25 protein-coding genes and 1 tRNA gene are annotated in these 21,951 nt (G+C 64.3%); 13 read left to right on the top strand and 13 right to left on the bottom strand.

What is annotated here, in order from left to right; all coding sequences use genetic code 11:
• Positions 1-56: 56 nt before the first annotated feature.
• Entirely contained in the window at positions 57-2,027 is a 1,971-nt protein-coding gene (gene acs, locus H0O22_RS02860; protein ID WP_185187532.1) for an acetate--CoA ligase, read from the top strand.
• Here acs and H0O22_RS02865 read toward each other — a convergent pair.
• Both H0O22_RS02865 and H0O22_RS02870 read right to left on the bottom strand, forming a co-directional pair.
• Positions 2,012-2,737, bottom strand: coding sequence for a DUF1350 family protein (locus H0O22_RS02865; protein WP_185188257.1), 726 nt, complete (start codon positions 2,735-2,737; stop codon positions 2,012-2,014). The two genes, acs and H0O22_RS02865, sit on opposite strands and share 16 nt — an antisense overlap.
• On the bottom strand, positions 2,734-3,198 hold the full coding sequence (locus H0O22_RS02870) for a peroxiredoxin (RefSeq protein ID WP_185187533.1): 465 nt from the start codon (positions 3,196-3,198) through the stop codon (positions 2,734-2,736). The genes H0O22_RS02865 and H0O22_RS02870 overlap by 4 nt, the downstream gene beginning before the upstream one ends.
• 77 nt (positions 3,199-3,275) lie before the next feature.
• On the opposite strand from H0O22_RS02870, the gene H0O22_RS02875 reads away from it, so the two are divergent.
• The gene (locus H0O22_RS02875; RefSeq protein WP_185187534.1) at positions 3,276-4,187 is read left to right on the top strand and encodes a 3'-5' exonuclease; all 912 of its coding nucleotides are present in this window, start codon (positions 3,276-3,278) and stop codon (positions 4,185-4,187) included.
• Positions 4,188-4,276: 89 nt separating this feature from the next.
• Entirely contained in the window at positions 4,277-4,522 is a 246-nt protein-coding gene (locus H0O22_RS02880; protein ID WP_185187535.1) for a hypothetical protein, read from the top strand.
• Positions 4,523-4,617: 95 nt separating this feature from the next.
• Here H0O22_RS02880 and H0O22_RS02885 read toward each other — a convergent pair.
• From H0O22_RS02885 to H0O22_RS02915, 7 genes are all read right to left on the bottom strand, one after another.
• A tRNA-Pro gene (locus H0O22_RS02885) sits at positions 4,618-4,691 on the bottom strand.
• Between the two features lie 15 nt (positions 4,692-4,706).
• The gene (locus H0O22_RS02890; protein WP_255439541.1) at positions 4,707-5,051 is read right to left on the bottom strand and encodes a Rho termination factor N-terminal domain-containing protein; all 345 of its coding nucleotides are present in this window, start codon (positions 5,049-5,051) and stop codon (positions 4,707-4,709) included.
• 85 nt (positions 5,052-5,136) lie between these two features.
• The gene (locus tag H0O22_RS02895) at positions 5,137-5,319 is read right to left on the bottom strand and encodes a hypothetical protein (protein ID WP_185187536.1); all 183 of its coding nucleotides are present in this window, start codon (positions 5,317-5,319) and stop codon (positions 5,137-5,139) included.
• A complete protein-coding gene (locus H0O22_RS02900) occupies positions 5,319-5,579 on the bottom strand; it encodes a hypothetical protein (RefSeq protein ID WP_255439434.1) in 261 nt (86 codons plus the stop codon). The genes H0O22_RS02895 and H0O22_RS02900 overlap by 1 nt, the downstream gene beginning before the upstream one ends.
• 32 nt (positions 5,580-5,611) lie before the next feature.
• The gene (msrA, locus tag H0O22_RS02905; protein ID WP_370521466.1) at positions 5,612-6,373 is read right to left on the bottom strand and encodes a peptide-methionine (S)-S-oxide reductase MsrA; all 762 of its coding nucleotides are present in this window, start codon (positions 6,371-6,373) and stop codon (positions 5,612-5,614) included.
• Positions 6,374-6,404: 31 nt separating this feature from the next.
• Complete coding sequence (locus H0O22_RS02910) at positions 6,405-6,659, bottom strand: hypothetical protein (RefSeq protein ID WP_185187538.1); 255 nt, start codon at positions 6,657-6,659, stop codon at positions 6,405-6,407.
• Positions 6,660-6,742: 83 nt separating this feature from the next.
• Complete coding sequence (locus H0O22_RS02915) at positions 6,743-8,503, bottom strand: ABC transporter ATP-binding protein (RefSeq protein WP_185187539.1); 1,761 nt, start codon at positions 8,501-8,503, stop codon at positions 6,743-6,745.
• Positions 8,504-8,592: 89 nt separating this feature from the next.
• Here H0O22_RS02915 and H0O22_RS02920 point away from each other — a divergent pair, with 89 nt between their 5' ends.
• The 9 genes from H0O22_RS02920 (at position 8,593) to H0O22_RS02960 (ending at position 19,148) form a co-directional block, all read left to right on the top strand.
• On the top strand, positions 8,593-8,907 hold the full coding sequence (locus H0O22_RS02920; protein WP_185187540.1) for a DUF3288 family protein: 315 nt from the start codon (positions 8,593-8,595) through the stop codon (positions 8,905-8,907).
• A gap of 41 nt (positions 8,908-8,948) precedes the next feature.
• Entirely contained in the window at positions 8,949-9,977 is a 1,029-nt protein-coding gene (gene trpD / locus H0O22_RS02925) for an anthranilate phosphoribosyltransferase (protein WP_185187541.1), read from the top strand.
• A 25-nt stretch (positions 9,978-10,002) separates the two neighbouring features.
• Positions 10,003-11,148: a glutamine-hydrolyzing carbamoyl-phosphate synthase small subunit gene (carA, locus tag H0O22_RS02930; protein WP_185187542.1), complete on the top strand. Its 1,146-nt coding sequence runs from the start codon at positions 10,003-10,005 to the stop codon at positions 11,146-11,148.
• Between the two features lie 101 nt (positions 11,149-11,249).
• Positions 11,250-11,597 carry an STAS domain-containing protein gene (locus H0O22_RS02935; protein ID WP_185187543.1) on the top strand — a complete coding sequence of 116 codons (348 nt, stop codon included), beginning with the start codon at positions 11,250-11,252 and terminating at the stop codon, positions 11,595-11,597.
• Between the two features lie 106 nt (positions 11,598-11,703).
• Positions 11,704-12,000, top strand: coding sequence for a ribonuclease III domain-containing protein (locus tag H0O22_RS02940; RefSeq protein ID WP_255439543.1), 297 nt, complete (start codon positions 11,704-11,706; stop codon positions 11,998-12,000).
• A 21-nt stretch (positions 12,001-12,021) separates the two neighbouring features.
• Positions 12,022-13,683: a 23S rRNA (guanosine(2251)-2'-O)-methyltransferase RlmB gene (gene rlmB, locus H0O22_RS02945; protein WP_185187544.1), complete on the top strand. Its 1,662-nt coding sequence runs from the start codon at positions 12,022-12,024 to the stop codon at positions 13,681-13,683.
• Between the two features lie 53 nt (positions 13,684-13,736).
• Positions 13,737-13,982, top strand: a complete 246-nt coding sequence (locus tag H0O22_RS02950) for a DUF1816 domain-containing protein (RefSeq protein WP_185187545.1) — start codon at positions 13,737-13,739, stop codon at positions 13,980-13,982.
• 59 nt (positions 13,983-14,041) lie between these two features.
• The gene (gene gatA / locus H0O22_RS02955) at positions 14,042-15,502 is read left to right on the top strand and encodes an Asp-tRNA(Asn)/Glu-tRNA(Gln) amidotransferase subunit GatA (RefSeq protein ID WP_185187546.1); all 1,461 of its coding nucleotides are present in this window, start codon (positions 14,042-14,044) and stop codon (positions 15,500-15,502) included.
• 106 nt (positions 15,503-15,608) lie between these two features.
• Complete coding sequence (locus tag H0O22_RS02960) at positions 15,609-19,148, top strand: DNA polymerase III subunit alpha (RefSeq protein ID WP_185188261.1); 3,540 nt, start codon at positions 15,609-15,611, stop codon at positions 19,146-19,148.
• Here H0O22_RS02960 and H0O22_RS02965 read toward each other — a convergent pair.
• The 3 genes from H0O22_RS02965 to ruvA form a co-directional block, all read right to left on the bottom strand.
• A complete protein-coding gene (locus H0O22_RS02965) occupies positions 19,123-19,554 on the bottom strand; it encodes a PAM68 family protein (protein WP_185187547.1) in 432 nt (143 codons plus the stop codon). The genes H0O22_RS02960 and H0O22_RS02965 overlap by 26 nt on opposite strands.
• Position 19,555: 1 nt before the next feature.
• Positions 19,556-19,825 carry a 30S ribosomal protein S15 gene (gene rpsO / locus H0O22_RS02970; RefSeq protein ID WP_185187548.1) on the bottom strand — a complete coding sequence of 90 codons (270 nt, stop codon included), beginning with the start codon at positions 19,823-19,825 and terminating at the stop codon, positions 19,556-19,558.
• A 63-nt stretch (positions 19,826-19,888) separates the two neighbouring features.
• Positions 19,889-20,542, bottom strand: coding sequence for a Holliday junction branch migration protein RuvA (gene ruvA, locus H0O22_RS02975; protein WP_185187549.1), 654 nt, complete (start codon positions 20,540-20,542; stop codon positions 19,889-19,891).
• Between the two features lie 22 nt (positions 20,543-20,564).
• Here ruvA and H0O22_RS02980 point away from each other — a divergent pair, with 22 nt between their 5' ends.
• Positions 20,565-21,044: a hypothetical protein gene (locus tag H0O22_RS02980; RefSeq protein WP_185187550.1), complete on the top strand. Its 480-nt coding sequence runs from the start codon at positions 20,565-20,567 to the stop codon at positions 21,042-21,044.
• On the opposite strand, the gene H0O22_RS02985 is transcribed toward H0O22_RS02980, so the two are convergent.
• Positions 21,041-21,916, bottom strand: a complete 876-nt coding sequence (locus H0O22_RS02985) for a DMT family transporter (protein ID WP_185187551.1) — start codon at positions 21,914-21,916, stop codon at positions 21,041-21,043. The genes H0O22_RS02980 and H0O22_RS02985 overlap by 4 nt on opposite strands.
• Between the last annotated feature and the right edge of the window lie 35 nt (positions 21,917-21,951).

Genomic DNA, 21,951 nt, shown 5'->3' on the forward strand with positions numbered 1-21,951 from the left:
CCTTCAGCGCGGCGTTTTTCCTCGCTTGAATGGCTCCATTGCGTTGTCGCTGGCCCATGTCCGAGACCGGGATCGAATCGGTGCTGAATGAGGCGCGGGTGTTTGATCCACCGGCAGCGCTCTCCGCAGCGGCTCGGATCAGCTCCCTGCAGGCCTATCGCGATCTGGCGGCCCGTGCGGAGGCCGATCCCGATGCCTTCTGGGGTGAGGCGGCACGCCAGGAGCTGCATTGGTTCAAGCCGTTTGAGACGGTTCTCGATTGGAGCAATCCCCCCTTTGCTCGCTGGTTTGAGGGGGGACAAACCAACCTCTCGTACAACTGTTTGGACCGCCATCTGAGCGGCCCCCGGGCGGAGAAAACAGCCCTGATCTGGGAGGGCGAACCGGGCGATGTGCGCCGCTTCAGCTACCGCGAATTGCATGCGGAAGTCTGCAAAGCCGCCAATGCCCTCAAGGCCCTCGGCATCGGTAAGGGCGACCTCGTCGCGCTCTACATGCCGATGGTGCCCGAGGCCGCCATTGCGATGTTGGCCTGTGCCCGCATCGGCGCACCCCATTCCGTGGTCTTCGGTGGTTTCTCCGCTGATGCCCTGCGCGATCGGCTGATCGACGGCGAAGCCAAAGCGGTCATCACCGCAGATGGTGGTTTCCGCAAGGACAAACCCGTTCCCCTGAAGCCCGCCGTTGATGAGGCCCTAGCGGCCAAAGGCGGTGCCCCCAGCGTCGAGCATGTTCTGGTCGTCCAGCGCATCGACTCCGGTTGTGCGATGGAGTCCGGCCGTGACCACTGGTGGCATGAGCTCGTGGCTGGCCAGAGCAGCGACTGCGCGGCCGAGCCGATGGAGAGCGAGGACCGCCTCTTTGTCCTCTACACCTCTGGCTCCACGGGGAAACCGAAGGGTGTCGTGCACACCACCGCCGGTTACAACCTCTGGGCCCACCTGACCTTCCAGTGGATCTTCGACATCCGCGAAGACGACGTGCACTGGTGCACGGCGGACGTGGGCTGGATCACGGGACACAGCTACATCGTCTATGGCCCCCTCTCCAACGGGGCGACGACGGTGATGTACGAGGGCGCACCCCGCCCGAGCAACCCGGGTGCCTTCTGGGAACTGATCCAGAAACACCGCTGCACGATCTTCTACACCGCACCGACGGCGATTCGCGCCTTCATGAAGAGCGGCCGTGAGGTGCCCGATCAGTACGACATGAGTTCCCTGCGGATCCTGGGCACCGTGGGTGAGCCGATCAATCCGGAGGCCTGGATCTGGTATCGCGATGTCATCGGCGGCGGTCGTTGCCCGATCGTCGACACCTGGTGGCAGACAGAAACCGGTGGGGTGATGATCAGCCCACTTCCGGGAGCGACCCCGACGAAGCCGGGTTCCGCGACCCTGCCCCTTCCTGGGATTCAGGCAGACATCGTCGACCATGACGGCAACTCCCAAGGAGCCGATCAAGGGGGGTACCTCGCTGTCCGCCGTCCTTGGCCGGGAATGATGCGCACCGTCCACGGTGATCCCGACCGCTTCCGCAAGAGCTACTGGGAGGAGATTCGCCCGGCTGATGGCTCCCACATCTATTTCGCCGGGGACGGCGCCAGGCGCGATGCCGATGGCTACTTCTGGGTGATGGGCCGGGTCGACGACGTGATCAACGTCAGTGGCCACCGTCTCGGAACGATGGAAATTGAGAGCGCTCTGGTGAGCCACCCCGCCGTGGCGGAGTCCGCGGTGGTGGGTCGCCCGGACGATCTCAAGGGTGAGGGCATCGTCGCCTTCGTCACCCTTGAGGCCGGCCGCAGCGGTGACGACGCGTTGATCGCAGAGCTGCGCAGCCACGTGGGCAAGGAGATCGGTCCGATTGCCCGCCCGGATGTGATCAAGTTCAGCGACGCCCTTCCGAAGACCCGCAGCGGCAAGATCATGCGCCGAATCCTGCGTTCCCTGGCCGCCGGTCAGGAGGTCAGCGGCGATACCTCAACCCTCGAGGATCGCTCAGTCCTCGATCAGTTGCGGGTCTGAGTCAGGCCCTTCCACCACTGCAGCAGTTGCTCGGCCAATTGATCCAGTTCCCTCTGCCGGGCTGGATCATCGGCCCACCCACCCAGCAGGTTTTGGCGTAGTCCTGCGCTGGCCGGGGTGAGGTGATCGCCAGCTCGCTCGATCAACTGCGAGTGGTCTCGGCTGCGCTGTTGGAGCACCTGCAGAAGCCGCGGGCTCTGGTCCAGTTGGTCGCTCTTAAAGCGCACCAGCAGCGTGTTGGCCTGTTTGTAATTCCGCTCAATCAGCCGCAGGGTCTCCTCGGGGGATGGACTGAATTCACTGGTCACCCCGAGGGCCGGTCCGAGCTCGGCGAGGAGTGGAACGCTGCGTTCGGCCGAGAAGTTGTTGAAGCTCATGGCCGCCAGGGCGCTGCAGCCTCGTCCGTTGTCGGGTGCCAGCAGGTGCAGCTTGCAGCCCAGGCTGTGGCCGAGCCTCAACGGTGGGGGCTGATCAGGATCGCGCCGCTGGCGGAAGGTCCTCCAGGCTTCATTGGCCTGGGCCTGATGGTCAAAGCCGGGGACATAGCTCCAAGCGTGGATGGCCATGCCCCGGCGCGCCAAAGCCTCGAGTAGACGCCGGTAACTGATCTGCGGTGTCGCCGCGAGGTAGCTGCCGCCGATGAACTCGATCAGCCCCTGGGGGTAGGGAGGGCTCCAGCACCAGAGACTTCCCCGCTGACGCCAGTTCACGCGGCCTGCAGGCGCTTCAGGCACTCCAGGGCTTCGCGGCGATGGGCCGGCCCGTCCAGGAGGTTGTTGAAGACGTGGCGCACCACCCCCTCGCCGTCGATCACATAGGTGACCCGGCCGGGCAGCAGACCGAGAACGCCAGGGACGCCAAAGGCCTTGCGCAGCTGGTTGTTTTGGTCCACCAGCAAGGGGTAGGGGAGGTTGTGGCGGCTGGCGAAGCGTTGATGACTGCCGGCGTTGTCGCCGCTGACCCCCCAAACCTCGGCCCCCAAGGCCTGCAAATCGGCGTAGCTGTCGCGGAAGGCGCAGGCTTCCATCGTGCAGCCGGGGGTGTCGTCCTTGGGATAGAAGAAGAGCACCAGGGACTTGCCGGCCAACTGGTCGCTGCGGCGCTCAACCCCGTTCTGATCCTGCAGGGCGATCAGGGGAGCGCGATCTCCGCTTTGTAGGGCTTGAGCCAAGGCCAATCCAACATATGGGCAAACCCTAGGGAGGGGCTGGCCAGGGCTGGGATCATGGGGGCACTGCAGAGGTGGTGATGGCCAGGGGCGACGCCGAGATGGACGACCAACAGTCGTTCTCCGCCTGGGAGCAGGTCGACCTGCTCAGCCTGGTGGGTGGCCCTGCTCAGACCAAGCCAGAGCCTGCTGACGAACCGGTGTCGGCCATCGAGTCCGTTCCTGAGCCCCCTGCCCGGTCTGAGCAGGCTCCTGAACCGGCTCCCGAGCCTGTGGCAGCTGTAGGAGCACCGCAGCGTCTGCTGATCCTCGACACCGAGACCACGGGACTCTCCCCAGAGCAACACCAGTGCATCGAAGTTGGGGCCGTCCTGTTCTCGGTTCCGGACCGCTCCGTGCTGAGTCAGGTCTCCTTTCTGATGCCCTGCCAGAGCAACGCCGCTGAAGCGGTGAATGGGATCGCACCCGCCCTCACCCAGCGGACGCAACCCTGGCAGGCCGGTTTGGCCTGCTTTGAGGCCATGGTCGAAGCCGCTGATTTGCTCTTGGCCCACAACGCCGCCTTCGACAAGCAGTGGTTTGGCCTCGGTTCCCTGCCAGCCCTCAACAAGCCCTGGCTTTGTTCGATGGAGGACATCCGTTGGCCCCAGGACCGCCAGCTGCGATCAACCCCGTCGGTGCGTGATTTGGCCTTGGCCTACGGCGTCCCGGTGTGGGCGGCCCACCGGGCTTTGACGGACTGCATCTATCTGGCGCAGGTCTTTGAGCGCTGCGTGGACTTGGAGGATCTCCTGGTTCAGGCGATGGAGCCCCGTCGCCTCTACCGCGCTCGCCTGTCCTACGAGGAACGGCATAAGGCCCGGGAGGCTGGATTCCGTTGGAACCAGCCGGTGACTGGCGCCTGGAGTCGTCGTCTTTCGGAACGGGAGGTCGCATTGCTGCCGTTCCCGGTGGCACCGGTGGATGACCCAGGCGAGCGGCAGAGCGCCTGATTTGCTTCAGCAACAGGAAGCGGACCCGCTCATTTCGATGACTTGCCATGGGGGCTCCCCATCGTGGTGGGTGAGCTCTGGTCCTTTCCATGTCCGCTCACGCCCGTGGTCATCCCTCCAGGCCTTGCGCGCACAGCAAGGTCCAGCGCTGGCAGCGCAGCCGTACCTGGGCCCGCTTAATCCGGGAAGCCGAAGCGCTGTGGCATGTGGATGTGCGTGAGCTTCACCGCCTCGCAGCCCTGGAGTTGTCTCAATTGCTGGAAGAGGTCCCCCCGGGTTTGCGGCCCCGCGTCAACCGCTGGTTAGAGGGCTACCACGTCCATACGCGCCTCTAGTCCGACAGCACGGATTGGAGCCTTCCGTCCTTGGACTCGGCACAAAAAAACCACCTCTGGGGGAGGTGGTCGGTGTGGCATTGCCGGTGATCAAATCGGAGCGGCGGGATTTGAACCCACGACCCCCACTACCCCAAAGTGGTGCGCTACCAAGCTGCGCTACGCCCCGGCGAGAAAGAAGTTATCACAGCGCTTTCCCGCGTCTGGAGCGGATTTTGCGCAGCATCCGGCGGGTCAGTTGCTCGCGGTTTAACCCGGCATAACCCCAGAGGCGGAGGGCGCGGGCGAGCTCCCTCAACTCCCGCAGGTTCATCGAGGCCAGGCGCAGTTCAGGCACCTTCTGCCAAGCGGTAGCAGTGGGTGGCAAAGCACTGCCGACACGGCCTGGTTTCAGGCTGGAGAGGGCCCCATCCGCCATCCACTCCGGCACGAGCACAAACAGCACGGCCAACAGCCCGTAGAGCTCCACCAGGCCACGGGGCAAGGGGTGCAGTTGCCGAGGGGCGTTGGTGTCAGCCGATTCGGTGATGGGTCTTGGCTCCGCGTCAGCGCCGGCGCCATTGTTCCGCAACCCACGCTCTCCCCCAAGGGGGGCAGCGGCAGAGCTGTCCGCCTTAGATCAAGTCAGCTGGGCGACCTTGGAGCGGCTTGGGGCTCTCCAGAGCGGGTTGGTCTTTCCAGAGCATCGGCGCTTCGGTGCTTGGCGCTAAGCGGATGTACCAAAAGACCAGGGCGAAGACCAGCCCGAGGGTGGCCAGCATGCCGATGATCACGGTGCGGTCGGGCAACGGATTCATCAGACTTGATCCACCCGCAAACACTGGATGCGCATCGGCAGTTGCTCCAGGGTGAGTTCATCGCCGCGCAGGATCATTTCCATGCCATCGCTGCTGTAGCGGACCCCGGGTTCATTGCTCTGCAGGCGGAAGAAGGTTCTGCGGTAGCCGCCGCTGATCATGGAGGCCTGAGATTGGTTCCGCTCGATCACGAGCATGCCCTTGTCATGGCAGAGGTACCGATCTTTGATCCCGTAGTCCTCCCACCAAGGGGACTGCATGGCTTGGGCGATCATAAAGGCGAAACCAAGCATTAGAGGCGGATGGGGCTTATGTCTCCCCGCAGGACGCAGTGGCTGACGCTCCAGTCGTAGTGCTCCCAAACCCCAGCGGGGAGTTGGTAGTGACAGCCTTCCCACTGTTGATCGAGCAAGACGCCCTGGGGTTGAGCGGAGCAGTAGGGGCGGCTACCCGGGCGGGCCAAGTACTGCTGGTGGTAACCCTCCGCGAAGAAAAGGGGTTTACCCAGAGCGATCTCCGTGGTGATGGCTCCTTTGCCGGAGCTATTCAGCAGCTCTTGGTAGCGATCACGGGAGGCTTCAGCGACCTCGAGGAGCTTGGGTTCGTTGACGTAGATCGAGGAGCGGTACTGGGTCCCGGTGTCATTCCCTTGGGCCATGCCCTGGGTGGGGTTGTGGCATTCCCAGAACAGTTTCAGGAGATCGCTGAAATCAACGGCATTCACATCCCAGACCACCCGGACCACTTCGGTGTGGCCCGTGCGGCCCGAGCAGACCTCCTCGTAGCTGGGATTGGGGGTGAAGCCGCCGGCGTAACCGACGGCGGTGGTGATCACGCCCGGCAGTCGCCAGAAGCCCTTCTCGGCCCCCCAGAAGCAGCCGCAGCCAAACAGGGCTTCCTGTTGGCTGGTGCTCAATGGTGCTTTCAGTGCCGTACCGAGCACGACGTGGCGCTCGGAGGTTGCGATCGGATCCGGGCGCCCGGGCAGGGCCGCTTCGGGTGCGATCAGGTTTGCCTTTGATCCACCCATGCCCTGGAACAGTCCGAACACCATAGAAGCCTTTGCTGGCCCGAGCCTAGGAAGTTCAGCCCTCTGCCGAAGTGGGTTCCAGGGCGATGTGATTCAGCAGCGTCGTGGTGAACGCAAACAGCAGGAAGGGCAGCGACAACACGAGGATCAGCCCAACTCCAACCAGCGCCACCATCGGCTTGCTTGTGCCCATCAGGGCTAAGCCAGCCGCCAGGCTGACGAAGATCACCAACATCCAAATCAGGATCTGGCCGTAGATGTCGCCAAACGTCAGGGTGCAGCGCAGGCGGTAGGCAGTGCTGGTGAGCATTGGGCGCTCAGCGGGGCGGTACTCCCCAGCTAAGCGAGCGCTGCCTTGGTTGTCTGCTGTTGTTGCGAGAACGATGTTCTCCGTTAAGCCACCCGGCTGAGCTGCTCCTCGGCCTGTTCCCGTTCCCAAAGGCGCCTGTAGGTGCCCGGTTGCTCCAGCAGGGCGTTGTGGTGCCCCTCTTGAACGAGGCGTCCTTCATCCAGAACCAAAATCCGGTCGCAGGCTGCCGCCGCGGAGAGCTGGTGACTGATCATCAAGACCGTCCGATCCTGTTGGCCTCGAATCGAGCTCAGGATCTCGGCGGCGGTGTTGTTGTCGACGCTGGCCAACGCGTCATCCAGCACGAGCAGGGGCGCTTGAACGAGCAGGGCGCGGCCCAGGGCCGTGCGTTGGCGTTGGCCACCACTCAAGGTGATCCCGCGCTCCCCCACCAAGGTGTCGTAGCGATCGGGGAATCCGCGCACGTCGGCGGCAAGCCGGGCTTGCTCGGCGGCCTGCTCCACGCGGGACTGATCAGCGTCGGGGTCCCCGTAGCGCAGGTTGTCAGCGAGGGTCGCAGTAAAGAGGTAACCCTCCTGGGGTACCAAGGCGACCTGCTGGCGCAGCTGCTCAAGCTCGAGCGCCGTGATGTCGGTCCCATCGAGAAAGAGCTGCCCCTCGGGCACCTCCACCATGCGGCCGAGGGCCCTGGCCAAGGTGGTTTTGCCGCAGCCAACCGGTCCGACGACCGCCACGAGCTCGCCGGGGCTTAAACGGAAATTGACGTCCTTAAGGGTGTTTCGCTCCGCATCGGGATAACGCAGGGTCAAGCCGCGCGCTTCGATCCCAGCGGCCTGGCTTCCCGTGCGCTGCGGAACCGGCCGGGGCGTCGCCGGTGATTGGATGCGGGGTGTCCGGCGCAGCAGTTCTTCGACCCGCTCCAGAGAGACCTGACCCGTCTGGAAGGTGTTGAGGGTGAAGCCCAGCAGGGCCGTCGGGAAGACCAGGCGCTCCACATACAGGATCAAGGCGACGAGGTCACCGATCGAGAGCCGGCCGCTTTCCAGCTGTCCGCTCCCCAGGGCGAGTAAGAGCAGCAGGCTGATCGATGAAATCCCCTCCAGCAGCGGGAAGAGCGTGCTGCGCGTCCGGGCGAGTTGCAGCGCGTCATCCCGGTAGCGCTTGTTGCGCCGCTCGAATGCTTCGCGCTCCGTGCGCTCTTGGCCGTAGATCTTGATGGCGCTGATGCCCGAGAGGTCCTCTTGGATCAGATCGCTCAATTCCCCCAGGGCTTCCTGCTGCCGGCGCTGTTGGCGCATCATTCGGCCGCCGAAGAGGCGGACGGTGACCAGCATCAAGGGGTAAAGGCCAACCGCTGCGAGGCTGAGCAGAGGGTCGATCGCCAGCATTGCCGGCAGCGTCAGGGCATAGGCCAGGGCTGTGTTCGTCAGGCTCAGGACGGCGAAACCCAACAGACGCCGGACGTTCTCCACGTCGCTGGTGGCCCGGCTGATCACTTCACCGCTACCGGTGCTCTGAATCCACCCGGGCTCCTGGCGGAGCATGTGGTCAAAGATTTTTTGCTTCAGCTGGGCCTCGACCTGCCGGCCGACGCCAAAGACGAGCATCCGTGAGAGCAGCCGGACGCCGCCCATCACGGTCGCCAGTAGGACGATGATCCCGGCCTGGCGCAGGACGTCGCTGTATGTGAACCCGTCCTGGAGGTCATCGATCACCCCCCGGACCATCAGGGGGATGGTGACGCTCAGAAGGTTGACGACCACCAAGGCGGCGACGCCCAACAGCACCGTGCGGCGGTAGGGCCGCAGGTAGCGCTGGATCAGACCGAAGCGGATCGCCGCCATGGATCAAGGCAAGGTTTCGCCAACCTAGGCAGCGACCCCAGAACAGCGTTGTTGAGCGATGCTGTGCCGGCGCTTCCTCCTTCGGGTCGATGGACGAGAACCCACAGATTCATCCTTTGTATCCCACCGACCGTGATCTGGTGGACCGGTTACTGGCGACGAAGGCTCCCGCTGATGCCGATCTCGTTGAGCTCGGGCGCCTGCTCATGCGCTACGAGGGATTCCCCGGGGCCTTGGATCTTCAGGAGGATCTGCACAAGACCTTGCGGCTCTGGGGACTGAGCCTCGAACAGTTGCATCAGCGCACGCGAGCGATCTGGGCTGCCGGCTATCGCCCCGGGGCCGAGGCGGCGCCCCAGGCCGTGGGCTCTGGGTTCGATACGTCCGATCAGGACAGTCCTTAAATCACGGTCTTGCTAGACACCACCTCTGATTTCGCCTCTTGATGTCCGCCCCCCAGTCCTGGCCAGCCCTGCTCGATCAACTGCTGCGCGGTGAGTCCTTGGAGGCCGCCCAGGCCAAGGGCTTGATGGAGGCGTGGCTCTCTGAGGAACTGGAGCCCGTCCAGACCGGGGCCCTGCTGGCGGCCCTCAGGGCCAAGGGGGTCAACGGTGAAGAACTGGCCGCGATGGCGGAGGTGTTGCGGGCCGCCGCTCCGCTTCCCTGCGCACGCCCTGATTTGCCCTTGGTCGACACCTGCGGAACCGGTGGCGATGGGGCCAACACCTTCAATATCTCAACCGCTGTGGCCTTCGTCGCTGCCGCCTGTGGTGCTCAGGTGGCGAAGCATGGCAACCGCAGCGCCAGCGGCAAGGTGGGCTCCGCCGACGTGCTCGAAGCCGTCGGTTTGAACCTCAAAGCGCCAACCCATCAGGTGGTTCAGGCCTTGAACGCGGCTGGGGTGAGCTTTCTGTTTGCCCCGGGCTGGCATCCGGCGTTGGTGGGACTGGCCCCACTGCGCCGGGCCCTCGGGGTGCGGACGGTCTTCAACCTCTTGGGTCCCCTGGTGAATCCCCTTCGGCCTGACTTCCAGGTCCTCGGGGTCGGAGCGGCGGATCTGCTCGATCCCATGGCTGATGCACTGGCCCGCCTGGGCTGCAGCCGTGCGGTGGTGGTCTTTGGCCATGGCGGACTGGATGAAGCCTCTCTCTCTGGTCCCAGCGAGTTGCGCTTGATTCGAGGCGGCCAGGTGGAGCGGCAACGCCTGGATCCCCAGTCCTTGGGCCTCAGCCTTGCTCCAATGGAGGCCCTGCGCGGCGGCGAGCTCGAGGACAACGCCCGCATTCTCGAGGCGGTGCTCCAGGGACAGGGCACCCAGGCGCAGCAGGACGTCGTTGCGCTCAATGCGGCCCTGGTGATTTGGGCGGCCGGCCTCGCTGAGTCCGTGGAGGCGGCCTTGCCGAAGGCCCAAGCGGCCATGGAGAGCGGCAGCGCCCACACCAAGCTCCTCAGCCTCCGGCAGGCCCTGGCGTAGAAAACCCTTACGGGATGATGACGGCATGAGCAGCGCAGCGACCCCTCAACCGGCCCTCCTTGTGTTGGCGGATGGACTGGTGTTGCGTGGTGAGGCCTTCGGCGCCAAAGCAACGGCCCTGGGCGAAGTGGTGTTCAACACCGGCATGACCGGCTACCAGGAGGTCATGACTGACCCCAGCTATGCCGGGCAATTGGTCACCTTCACCTACCCCGAGCTGGGCAACACCGGGGTCAACAGCAGCGATCAGGAGGCGGATGCTCCCCATGTGCGCGGGGTGATTGCCCGTCAGCTGGCCCCCACCGAGAGCAACTGGCGCAGCGAGGGAAGCCTGGAGGCCTGGTTGCAGGAACACGGTGTGGTCGGCATTTCCGGCATCGACACCCGCTCCTTGGTTCGTCACCTCCGTGAAGGCGGAGCGATGAATGGCGCCATCAGCAGCGATGGCAGCACACCGCAACAACTGCTTGAGCGGGTGCGGGCTATGCCTTCGATGGCGGGCTTGAACCTGGCGAAGGACGTCTCAACCCGCGAGCCCTACAGCTGGTCCTCGCTCTGTCCGGCGAGCTTCGATCAACGCCTGCAGCAGAACCCCGCTACCCCGTACAAGGTGGTGGCCATTGACTTTGGGATCAAGCGGGCGATTCTCGAGCGGCTGGTCGCCCATGGCTGTGATGTCACGGTTCTCCCGGCTGACGCGACCGTGGAGCAAGTATTGGAGCGCCAGCCCGAGGGCGTCTTCCTCTCCAATGGTCCTGGTGATCCGTCGGCCGTGACCAGTGGGATTGCCCTGGCCAAGTCCCTGGTGGAGCACAACAACCTTCCTTTGTTCGGCATTTGCCTCGGACACCAGATCCTGGGCCTAGCCCTCGGCGGGACCACCTTCAAGCTGGGCTACGGCCACCGCGGCCTGAACCACCCCTGCGGCACCACCGGTGTTGTGGAGATCACCAGCCAAAACCACGGCTTTGCCCTGGATGCGGACTCCCTACCGGCCGATCAAATGGAGGTAACCCATTTGAATTTGAACGACCGGACCGTGGCGGCATTTGCCCACCGCCAGAAGCCGATCTTCGGCGTTCAGTACCACCCCGAGGCCAGTCCGGGGCCCCACGACGCGGACCATCATTTCGGTCGGTTTGCCACGTTGATGCGGGAGCGCCGGAACTGATCGATCGAACTTTGTTTCGGTCCTGCCCGTTTCGAAAACCCTCACTACACTGCGATCGCCAGTGACGTCAGAGGTCAGCAGCCATCACTGATCTGCAGCGATTGACCGTCTCTCTCCGCGGTGGTTTTGAACAGCAGGACGGATGTCTTCTGTTCAGTTTCACCGGGCAGTTGGATGCGTACTCCGAGAAGCAATTTCTCGCGTTCATCAACGACCACCTCACCAGCACTCCCCAGCCGCTGGTCCTGGACCTGAGCAAGATCGATTTCATCGATTCCTCCGGTCTTGGGGCTCTGGTGCAGTTCGCGAAGCACTGCAATGACCAGAAGATCCAGTTCTTGGTGGTTGGCAATGCCCGGGTCGTGCAGACGGTGAAACTGGTAAGGCTTGAGGAGTTCCTCCATCTCCAGCCCGACCTCAACACCGCCCTCGGATCCATCGCCGCCTGATTCGGCCGCCTGGTTGACCCAACTCCAAGCGCCGGGATGGCCCGGCGAGTTGGGTCCCCTGCAATTGGCCTGGCTCGGAGATGCCGTCTGGGAACTGCACCAGCGCATGCGCCGCTGCCGCCAACCCGGCCGGAGTGCTGATTTGCATCGGGCTGTCGTTGCGGACGTCCGTGCTGATGCCCAAGCCCATGCGCTCGATCGCCTGCAAGAAAAGGGCTTCCTTCGGGAGGAGGAACTCGAGTGGGTGCGCAAAGGCCGCAATAAAGCGGGCCGGGGGCCTCGCAAAGGGGGGGCGGGTGTCTATGGGAAGGCCACGGGATTTGAGACAATGGTGGGCTGGCTCTTTCTGCAGAACCCCAGCCGCCTTGCACAGCTGCTGGCAGAACTCGAGGACGCCGACTGATAACCCCTTTGCCTGACAACCATGAGCCCTCGTTTTGATCGTCGTAATGACCAGCGTTCGGGCTCTGGTGGAGGCAAACCACCCCGTTCCGGCGGGCGATTTAGTGGTGAACGTTCCGGTGGGAACCGCCGCGGCGACCGCTTCGGCTCTGATCGGGGCGGCGAGCGCTATGGCTCCGCGCGCGGTGGCGACCGCTTTGGTGGCGACCGCTTTGGTGGCGGTGAAGAGGGCGGCGGTGGCCGTCCTGGTTATCGCGCCGGTGGGCGTCCCGCAGGCCGTCCTGGCGGCAGGCCCGGTGGCCGTCCCGGTTTCCGCGGAGGTTCCTCCCGTCCCTTCTCACCCCGCGGTGAATGGCGCCCTGACGGGGAGGAGCGCGGAGGAGCCGGCCAGGGGCGTGAGCGCTTTTCTCGCTCTGAGGGCCGTCCGGAGGGCCGCGGTGATGCCTCGAGCCGACCCGAGCGTCGTGGTGCCCGCCCCCAGGGCCGCCCGTTCCTGAAGGGGCGCGGTGCAGATCGCTACCGCGATGGTGGTTCGGACGGTGGTCGGGATGGCGGTAAGGGCCGTTTTGGGGGAGGTCGTGAGGATCAGCGTGGTGGCCGCAAGCCCTTCAGCCGCGACCGCGATCAGGCCAAACCCATCGCCGTTGAGGTCCCGGTTGGTGAAGCCGAACGCTTCAACGCTTATCCCGCCGATGACCTGATCTGGGGGCGCCATGCCGCCTTAGCGGCCCTCGAAAGCGGCCGGCCTGTGCACCGCATCTGGTGCACCCCTGAGATGCGCTTCCAGCCCCGTTTCCTGCAGCTGCTGCGCGAAGCCAAGTCCGGCGGTGTCTTGGTGGAGGAGGTCACCTGGTCCCGCCTGGGTCAGCTGACCAACGGTGCGGTTCACCAGGGCATCGTCATGCAGGCCGCTGCGGCCGACACCTTGGATTTGGGCAGCTTGATTGATGGTTGCCGTGACCTGGGGGAGCCGCCCCTGTTGATGGCCCTCGACGGCATCACCGATCCCCACAACCTCGGGGCGATCGTCCGCAGCGCCGAGGCGCTCGGAGCCCATGGTTTGGTGCTGCCGCAGCGGCGCAGTGCTGGCCTGACGGGTTCGGTCGCCAAGGTCGCCGCCGGTGCCCTGGAGCACCTCCCGGTGGCCCGCGTGGTCAATCTGAACCGGGCCCTCGACAGCCTCAAGAACGAGGGCTATCGCGTGATCGGCCTGGCCGGTGAGGGCAGCGTTGCCCTGAGCGAGGCCGATCTAGATGGTCCCTTGGTGGTGGTGACGGGCTCGGAGGGTGATGGCCTCTCGATGCTGACCCGCAAGCACTGCGATCAGTTGGTGCGGATTCCGATCCGAGGTGCGACTCCCAGCCTCAACGCTTCGGTGGCCACCGCGATGGTGCTCTACGAAGTCGCCCGCCGCGGTTGGATGCAGAAAATCTCTGGCGCTGCTCCAGCACCACGGATCGTGCGCCCGCAAATGCCCACACCGCCCCCCCTGGAGCTCCCTGAAGAGGACAGCGTCAGTGAGGCCAGTGAGGTTGAGCTGACCCTCAGCCCCGCCGAAGAGGCCCGGGCTGAGCAGATCGTTGCTGATGTGATGGCTGATCTGCAGGCTGAGGCCCCGCCCAGCCCGGATCAGGCCGACGGCTCTGATCCCTCCGCGACGTTCTCCTCCGACATCAAGCTCTGATTGCTGCGCTGGGCCAATCCGGAGCCACAATGGCGTTGTCGCCTTCCGCCTGGATGACCCCGCTTTTTCGACCGCTGCGCAGCATTGCCAACGGGTTTGGGATGGCTTGGTGGGCCCGGGTTGAGACCCGGCAGCCCGACGTGACCTATTGGTTCGGCCCCTACATCCGGCGCACCAGCCTGGAGGCGGCGCTTCCTCCGTTCCTGGCGGATCTACGCAGTGAAGGGGCTGGAGAGATCAACCACACCCTCCTCAAGACCCGGCGGTTCGAGCCGCTGACCATCGCTGCAGAGGGCTGAGCCCCTGAGGCACCTCGGGTTGGCTGATAGCGTCAACCCTTGGTTTGGACCTGGGTTTGATGGGTATCGCCGAGTGGCGCGACCAGCTCAAGAGCGGCGATGTCTCCGCCCGGGAGCTCACCGACCATCACCTCAGCCGGATTGAGGCGGTCGAACCCAGCGTCAATGCCTACACGGAGGTCACCGCGGAGCGGGCCAGGACCGACGCGGATCGGATCGACGCCCTGAGGGCCTCTGGAGCCGAGCTTCCGCCGCTGGCCGGTGTCCCCTTGGCCATCAAGGACAACCTCTGCACCCGGGGCATCCGCACGACCTGCTCCAGCCGGATGCTGGAGAACTTTGTCCCCCCCTACGAATCCACCGTGACCGATCGCCTTTGGGGCGCTGGTGCGGTGTTGCTGGGCAAGACCAATCTCGATGAGTTCGCCATGGGCAGCTCCACCGAGACCTCAGTTTTTGGCCCCAGCCGCAACCCCTGGAACATCGAGAAGGTTCCTGGGGGCAGTTCCGGTGGCAGTGCCGCCGCCGTGGCGGCTGGCGAGTGCGTGGGATCCCTGGGATCGGACACCGGTGGCTCCATTCGCCAGCCCGCCTCCTTCTGCGGGGTCGTTGGCCTCAAGCCCACCTATGGACGGGTCAGCCGTTATGGCTTGGTCGCCTTCGCGAGCTCCCTGGATCAGGTGGGCCCGTTCGCGAACAGCGTCTCGGATGCGGCCGAATTGCTTCAGGTGATCGCTGGCGAGGATCACCGTGATTCCACCTGCCTGAAGGCCCCTGTTCCCGATTACCGCGCCGCATTGACCCAGCCCGTGGCGGGCCTCAGGGTTGGCATCGTTCGGGAATGTTTTGAGGCGGAGGGACTGCATCCGGAGGTCAAGGCCTCGGTGATGGCCGCCGCCGCCCAACTCGAGGCCCTGGGCTGTGACCTCGTCGACGTCAGCTGCCCACGCTTCAACGACGGGATCGCGACCTACTACGTCATTGCCCCATCGGAGGCGTCCGCCAACCTGGCTCGCTACGACGGTGTGAAGTACGGCTATCGCGCCGAGGACGCGGCGAGCCTGGCTGAAATGACCTCCCGCAGCCGGGCCGAAGGCTTCGGCGATGAGGTGAAGCGCCGCATTCTGATCGGTACCTACGCCCTGTCCGCCGGCTACGTCGACGCCTACTACAAAAAGGCCCAGCAGGTCCGGACCCTGATCCGCCGTGACTTTGATGCGGCCTTTGGCCAGGTCGATGTGCTGCTGACCCCCACCTCACCGACCACCGCGTTTGGCTTTGGCGCCCACGCGGACGACCCCCTGGCCATGTATCTGGCCGACCTGCTGACGATCCCCGCGAACATGGCGGGCTTGCCGGCCATCAGTCTTCCCTGCGGCTTCGATGGTGCGGGCCTACCAATCGGTGTTCAGCTGATCACGGGCGTGCTGCAAGAGGAGCGTCTGCTCCAGGTCGCGTACCACTACGAGCAGGCCGCTCGGGTGATGGAGAAGCGCCCCCAGGCTTCCCTGGTGCCCTGATCACTAGGGGTGGCGTGTCGGCCTGATGAACTGGCGAGCGGAGCCCTGAATCTGGTGTTGCCGGCTTAGCCTGGTGCCAGTCTTGGCTCCATCGCTCCCTTCGCGCTTGGTCTTCGTCCCCCTCCACAACCACAGCGACTACAGCCTTCTGGATGGGGCGAGTCAGCTGCCGGCCATGGTGAAGCGGGCGGAGGAGCTGGGCATGCCAGCGATCGCCCTCACCGACCACGGCGTCATGTACGGCGCCATTGAGCTCTTGAAGCTTTGCCGCGGCAGCTCGGTGAAGCCGATCATCGGCAATGAGATGTATGTCATCAATGGCTCCATTGATGACCCCAATCCCCCGAAGAAAGAGCGCCGCTACCACCTGGTTGTTCTCGCCAAGAACGCTGTCGGCTATCGCAATTTGGTGAAGCTGACGAGCATCAGCCACCTGCGTGGCATGCGTGGTCGGGGCATCTTTTCCAGGGCTTGCATCGATAAACCCACCCTCGAGCGCTATAGCGAGGGGTTGATCATTGCCACCGCCTGTCTCGGTGGTGAAATCCCCCAGGCGATCCTGCGGGATCGCCCCGATGTCGCCCGCGACGTGGCCCGCTGGTACCAGGGGGTCTTCGGCGACGACTTCTACCTGGAGATCCAAGACCACGGCTCACCGGAGGATCGGATCGTCAATGTGGAGATCGCGAAGATCTCGAAGGAATTGGGGATCCCGTTGGTGGCCACCAACGACGCCCACTACTTGACCAGCAATGACGCGGAGGCCCATGACGCCCTGCTCTGCGTCTTGACGGGCAAGTTGGTCACCGACGAAAAGCGTCTGCGCTACACGGGCACCGAATTCATCAAGAGCGAGCAGGAAATGCTCGGTCTCTTCGCTGACCACCTGGAGCCTGAGGTGGTCGCCGAGGCCGTGGCCAATACGGCGCGGGTGGCCGAGAAGGTCGAGGACTACGACATCCTGGGCCGCTATCAAATGCCCCGTTTCCCGATCCCCGAGGGACACACGCCGGTCAGCTACCTGCGGGAAGTCACCGAGCAGGGCCTGCGGGCGCGTCTGGGCCTGCCCGAAGCGAGTGGCTTTGACTCCACCTATGGCGAGCGGCTCGATTTCGAGCTGCAGGTCATGGAACAGATGGGGTTCCCCACCTACTTCCTGGTGGTCTGGGACTACATCCGTTTTGCCCGCGACAACGGCATTCCCGTGGGACCGGGCCGTGGTTCCGCCGCCGGCTCCCTGGTGGCCTACGCCCTGGGCATCACAAACATTGATCCGGTCACGAACGGGTTGCTGTTTGAGCGCTTCTTGAACCCCGAGCGCAAGTCGATGCCTGATATCGACACGGACTTCTGCATCGAACGCCGTGGCGAGGTGATCGACTACGTCACGGAGCGCTACGGCGAAGACAAGGTCGCTCAGATCATCACCTTCAACCGGATGACCTCGAAGGCGGTGCTCAAGGATGTGGCCCGGGTGCTCGACATTCCCTACGGCGATGCGGATCGTCTCGCCAAGTTGATCCCGGTGGTGCGTGGCAAACCCGCCAAGCTCAAAGAGATGATCGGTGAGGAATCACCGGCCCCTGAGTTCCGCGAGAAATATCTCGGCGATCCCGCGGTCAAGCGTTGGGTCGACATGGCGATGCGCATTGAGGGGACCAACAAGACCTTCGGCGTCCATGCCGCTGGTGTCGTCATTGCCGCGGATCCCCTCGATGAAGTGGTGCCGTTGCAGCGCAACAACGACGGGCAGGTGATCACCCAGTACTTCATGGAAGACGTGGAGTCCATGGGCCTGTTGAAGATGGACTTCCTGGGCCTCAAGAACCTCACGATGATCGACAAGACCGTCGATTTGGTTCAACAGAGTTCTGGCGTCAGCATTGATCCCGATGCGCTCCCACTCGATGATCCAGGCACCTTCGGCCTGCTGGCACGCGGCGATCTCGAAGGCATCTTCCAGTTGGAATCCAGTGGGATGCGCCAGATCGTGCGGGACCTCAAGCCGTCGTCCCTGGAAGACATCTCTTCGATCCTGGCCCTCTACCGACCCGGTCCCCTCGATGCGGGGTTGATCCCGAAATTCATCAACCGCAAGCACGGCCGCGAAGCGATCGATTTCGCCCACGCCAAGTTGGAGCCGATCCTGCAGGAGACCTACGGGATCATGGTCTACCAAGAGCAGATCATGAAGATCGCTCAGGATTTGGCGGGCTATTCCCTGGGCGAGGCGGACTTGTTGCGCCGGGCCATGGGTAAGAAAAAGGTCTCGGAGATGCAGAAGCACCGAGACATCTTTGTGAAGGGCGCGAGTGAGCGCGGCGTTGACGCCAAGATCGCCGACGAGCTCTTCGATCAGATGGTGCTCTTCGCCGAGTACTGCTTCAACAAGAGCCATTCCACCGCCTACGGCGCGGTGACCTATCAGACCGCATACCTCAAGGCGCACTACCCAGTGGCCTACATGGCGGCTTTGCTCACGGTGAATGCCGGCAGCACCGACAAAATTCAGCGCTACATCTCCAATTGCAATGCGATGGGGATTGAGGTGATGCCCCCTGATGTGAACGCCTCGGGCATTGACTTCACCCCTGTCGGTGATCGCATCCTCTTTGGCCTGTCGGCGGTTCGAAACCTTGGCGAGGGGGCGATTCGTGTCCTCCTCGAGACCCGCGCCAGCGATGGTCCCTTCAAGTCCCTCGCGGATCTCTGTGATCGGATCCCGGGCACCACCTTGAACCGTCGCTCCCTGGAAGCGCTGATCCACTGCGGAGCCATGGATGCCCTCGAACCCGAGGCCAACCGGGCTCAGCTGATGGCGGACTTGGATCTGATCATTGACTGGGCTTCCTCCAGGGCCCGTGACCGGGCCAGCGGGCAGGGCAACCTGTTCGATCTCTTCGCGGCGCCGGCGGACGATGCAAGCGATGCAACGCCAGCAGCTGGTGGCGATCTCAGTACGGCCCCGAAGGCGGCGCCGGTGAAGGATTACCCACCGACCGAGAAGCTGCGGCTTGAGAAGGAGTTGGTTGGCTTCTACCTCTCGGATCATCCCCTCAAGCAGCTCACCCGCCCGGTTCAACTGCTTTCACCCGTCGGCCTCGGTGGCCTCGAGGAGCAAGCCGATAAGGCGCGGGTCAGTGTGGTGGGTATGGTCTCCGGCCTACGACCGGTGACCACCCGCAAAGGGGATCGCATGGCGGTCCTGCAGCTGGAGGATCTCAGTGGCAGTTGTGAGGCCGTGGTCTTCCCGAAGACCTACGCCCGCCTCTCGGATCACCTGATGCTGGATGCCCGCCTCTTGATTTGGGCCTCAGTCGATCGGCGTGATGAGCAGGTGCAGCTGATCGTTGATGACTGCCGCGTCATCGATGAGCTGCAGTTCCTTGTGGTCGAACTCGATGGCCAACAGGCCAGTGACATTGCCATCCAGCACAAGCTGCGGGAATGCCTCAACCAGCACCGCACTGAAAAAGACGAGGGCGGTATTCGCGTCCCCGTGGTGGCCATGGTCAAGGACCAAAGCCAAGTTCGTTATGTGCGCCTGGGCCACCAGTTCTGCGTCCGCGACAGCCGTGCCGCATTGACCAGCCTGGAGGCTCAGGCCTTCCGGGCCCGCCTCAGCTCGAAGCTGGTGGCCGCTTAACCGAGCTGCGCAGGCGGCTGATGTTCACGCCCAGTTGCTCGAACCCCAGCAGGCTGCCGGCTGTGGGTTCCCAACTGGCTGACAAGACCCCGTAGCTCAATCCAACCAGGCCCAACAGGAAAAACCCCCCTGACGTCACCAGCGTGGCGGCGGGGGGGATGTCCATCAATCCACGGCTGACCACCACGTAGCTCACGATGAAGGTGGCCATGCCCATCACCGTGGGTAGGCCGGTCGCGATGGCCACACGTCGCGCCATGCGATTGGCGACGGCAGGTGGAATGGCTTGCGGGTTGGTCGGCTTGGAACGGCCTGTGGCCGTTTGGGATTGGCTCGAGGGGACGCTTGGAGCAAGTCCGCCGCCGCCCTTCAGAGGACGGGAGCGGTTTTTCCCCTCGTTTGCCATCTCAGCCGCGGATGCCCAGCTTTTGGATCAGGTCGGTATAGCGCTTCTCGCTGTTGCTGCGCAGGTAGCTGAGCAGGCGCTTGCGGCGGCCGATCATCTTCAGCAGACCCTGGCGGGACGAGAAGTCATGGATGTTGCCTTGCAGGTGACCACTCAGCTTGCTGATGCGCTCGCTCAGCATCGCCACCTGAACTTCCACGGAACCGGTGTCGGTGCCATGGGTCTGGTGAGCGTTGATTAGTTCCTGTTTCTTGGTGGTGTCGAGCGACATGCGTGGCGTCTGGCCCTGACGGTGCAAACAACCAACCTACTTCCCCGAGGGGACCGCCTCCCCTCAGGCCGCATCGCGGGAGAGGTAACGCAGGCTTTCCCGCAGCCAGGCGTCGCCGTCCTCGCCCAAGTCTTGGCTCTGCAGGCTGAGGGCCCGCAGAGCTCGGTTGATCTCCAGTGCCTCGTAGCCCAGGGCCGCCAGGGTCAGCTGCACCTCCTCCCGGACCCCCTCCGCCGGACCTTCTCCGGCCTCCCCGGTCTGCAGGTCATCGGCTGCGCTCAATTGCAGGCTCTCGCCGTAGCGGGCCTGCAGCCGGGTTCGTAATTCCACCGAGAGGCGCTCGGCGGTGCGTTTGCCCACCCCGGGTGCTTGGCAGAGCTGACGCAGATCGGCCTGCACGATCGCGCGCACCAGTTCTTCGCAACTCAGCTGGCCCAAGAGGCCGAGGGCCATCTGTGGGCCGATGCCGCTGACGGCCACCAGTTCGCGGAAGAGATCGCGCTCATGGCGGGCACAGAACCCGTAGAGCGTCCAGCTGTCCTCGCGGATGACCTGGTGCACATGCAGGGAGGTCTCGGTGCCATTCCCGCCGAGCTGATCCCAGTGCCGACGGGGCATCTGCACCTCGTAGCCCACCCCTGAACAGACCAGCAGAACGCCGAATCGGTTGTTCAGATGCCAGCGATCGGCGAGTTGCCCTTGCAGCCAGCCGATCATGGGGAGACGCTTACTGCTCTCCATGCTGCCCGGTCTGACCACCCAGGCTGATCGCCTTGCTCCACTTTCCCGCCTGTTGAGTTGGGGGTTCGCCCTGCTCATGGCTGCGGTCTTGGCCCTGGGGCTGGGCGGGTGTGTGGGCTCCGGTCAACCGCCCCAGAAGGTCCTTCTTTCGGCTTTGGCGCTGCAGATCGACCTCACCCAGCGCTCCATTGCCGATGCCCTGACCCTGGACGCCGCGGGTCCGCCGCAGGTCAGCCGCGTTCGCGTGGAATCCCAAGAGAGCCTCCCCATTGGCGGGGGCAAAGGCATTCATCTGAGCGGCCGCTTTGATTGGCGTCTGGCCGGTGATCCCATCCGTGTCGACAGCGCCTTCGACCTCTATCTCCAGCGGGGTGAGCGCGGTCAGAGTTGGCGCTTGGCGCGTCCCAGCGGCAGTGAAGACGGCGCCACTCAGGACTGGCTCACCTATCCCCTTCCCCTGAAGGGCGAGCAGAGCTAGGTGGTTTTGCTGCGTTCGGGCTTCAGGCTCAGGAGCGTCGCGGCCAGCACCAGCAGAGCGGCCGTGGTGGTGTCGGGATCCAGGGGTTCCTGAAACAGCAGCCACCCCCAGAGCGCCGCCAGGGGAACCTGGCCGTAGCTCATCGCCGTGGCCCGTGCCGCCGGCATCCCCAATAGCCCTTTGGTGATACCGATCTGTCCGAGCTGGGTGAACAGACCCACCCCCACCAGGGCGAATAGTTCCCAGGCGTTGGGCCACACCGGCTCCAGCAGGACCAAGGGGGCGGTCAGCAGCAACCCCACCAGGGGGAAGTAGAAGACGATGACCAGGGGGTGTTCTGTGCGCCCGAGGGCGCGGACACTGACATAGGCACAGGCCGAGAGAATCGCTCCGGCCAGGGCCAGGAGTACACCCGGCCAGGGCAAGGGGTTGGCCTGGACCCCGAGCCAGCCCCCGCCGAGGGGACCGAGCAGGCTCGCGAGCTCCATTGGGTTGCTGAGGATCACGACCGCGATCCAGCCCAACAGCGCCGCGATCCAGACCTTGGCCCCGAGTCGCTCCTTCAGCAGCAACCAAGCCAGCAGTGCCGTGAAGGTCGGCTGCAGGTACTGGAGGACCGTGGCCGGAGCCAGGGGCAGTTGGGCGAGGGCCGCAAAGACACAAAACAGCGCACCCGTGCCAATGGCTCCGCGCAGGACCAGAAGTCCTTTGCGCTGACCCCAGGGATCCAGTCCCGCCTGCCGCAGCATCACCACGCTGAGCACGAGGCTGATGGCTGAGCGTGCCATGACGACTTCGGCCACCGGGATGCGCCCGCCCAGCGCTTTCACGCAGACGCCCATCAGGCTGAAGCTCAGCGTGCTGGACAGCATCCACAGGCCGGCCCTGCCATCCTGGAGCGTCACTT

This window comes from Synechococcus sp. LTW-R (genome assembly GCF_014217875.1).
Lineage (GTDB): Bacteria > Cyanobacteriota > Cyanobacteriia > PCC-6307 > Cyanobiaceae > Vulcanococcus.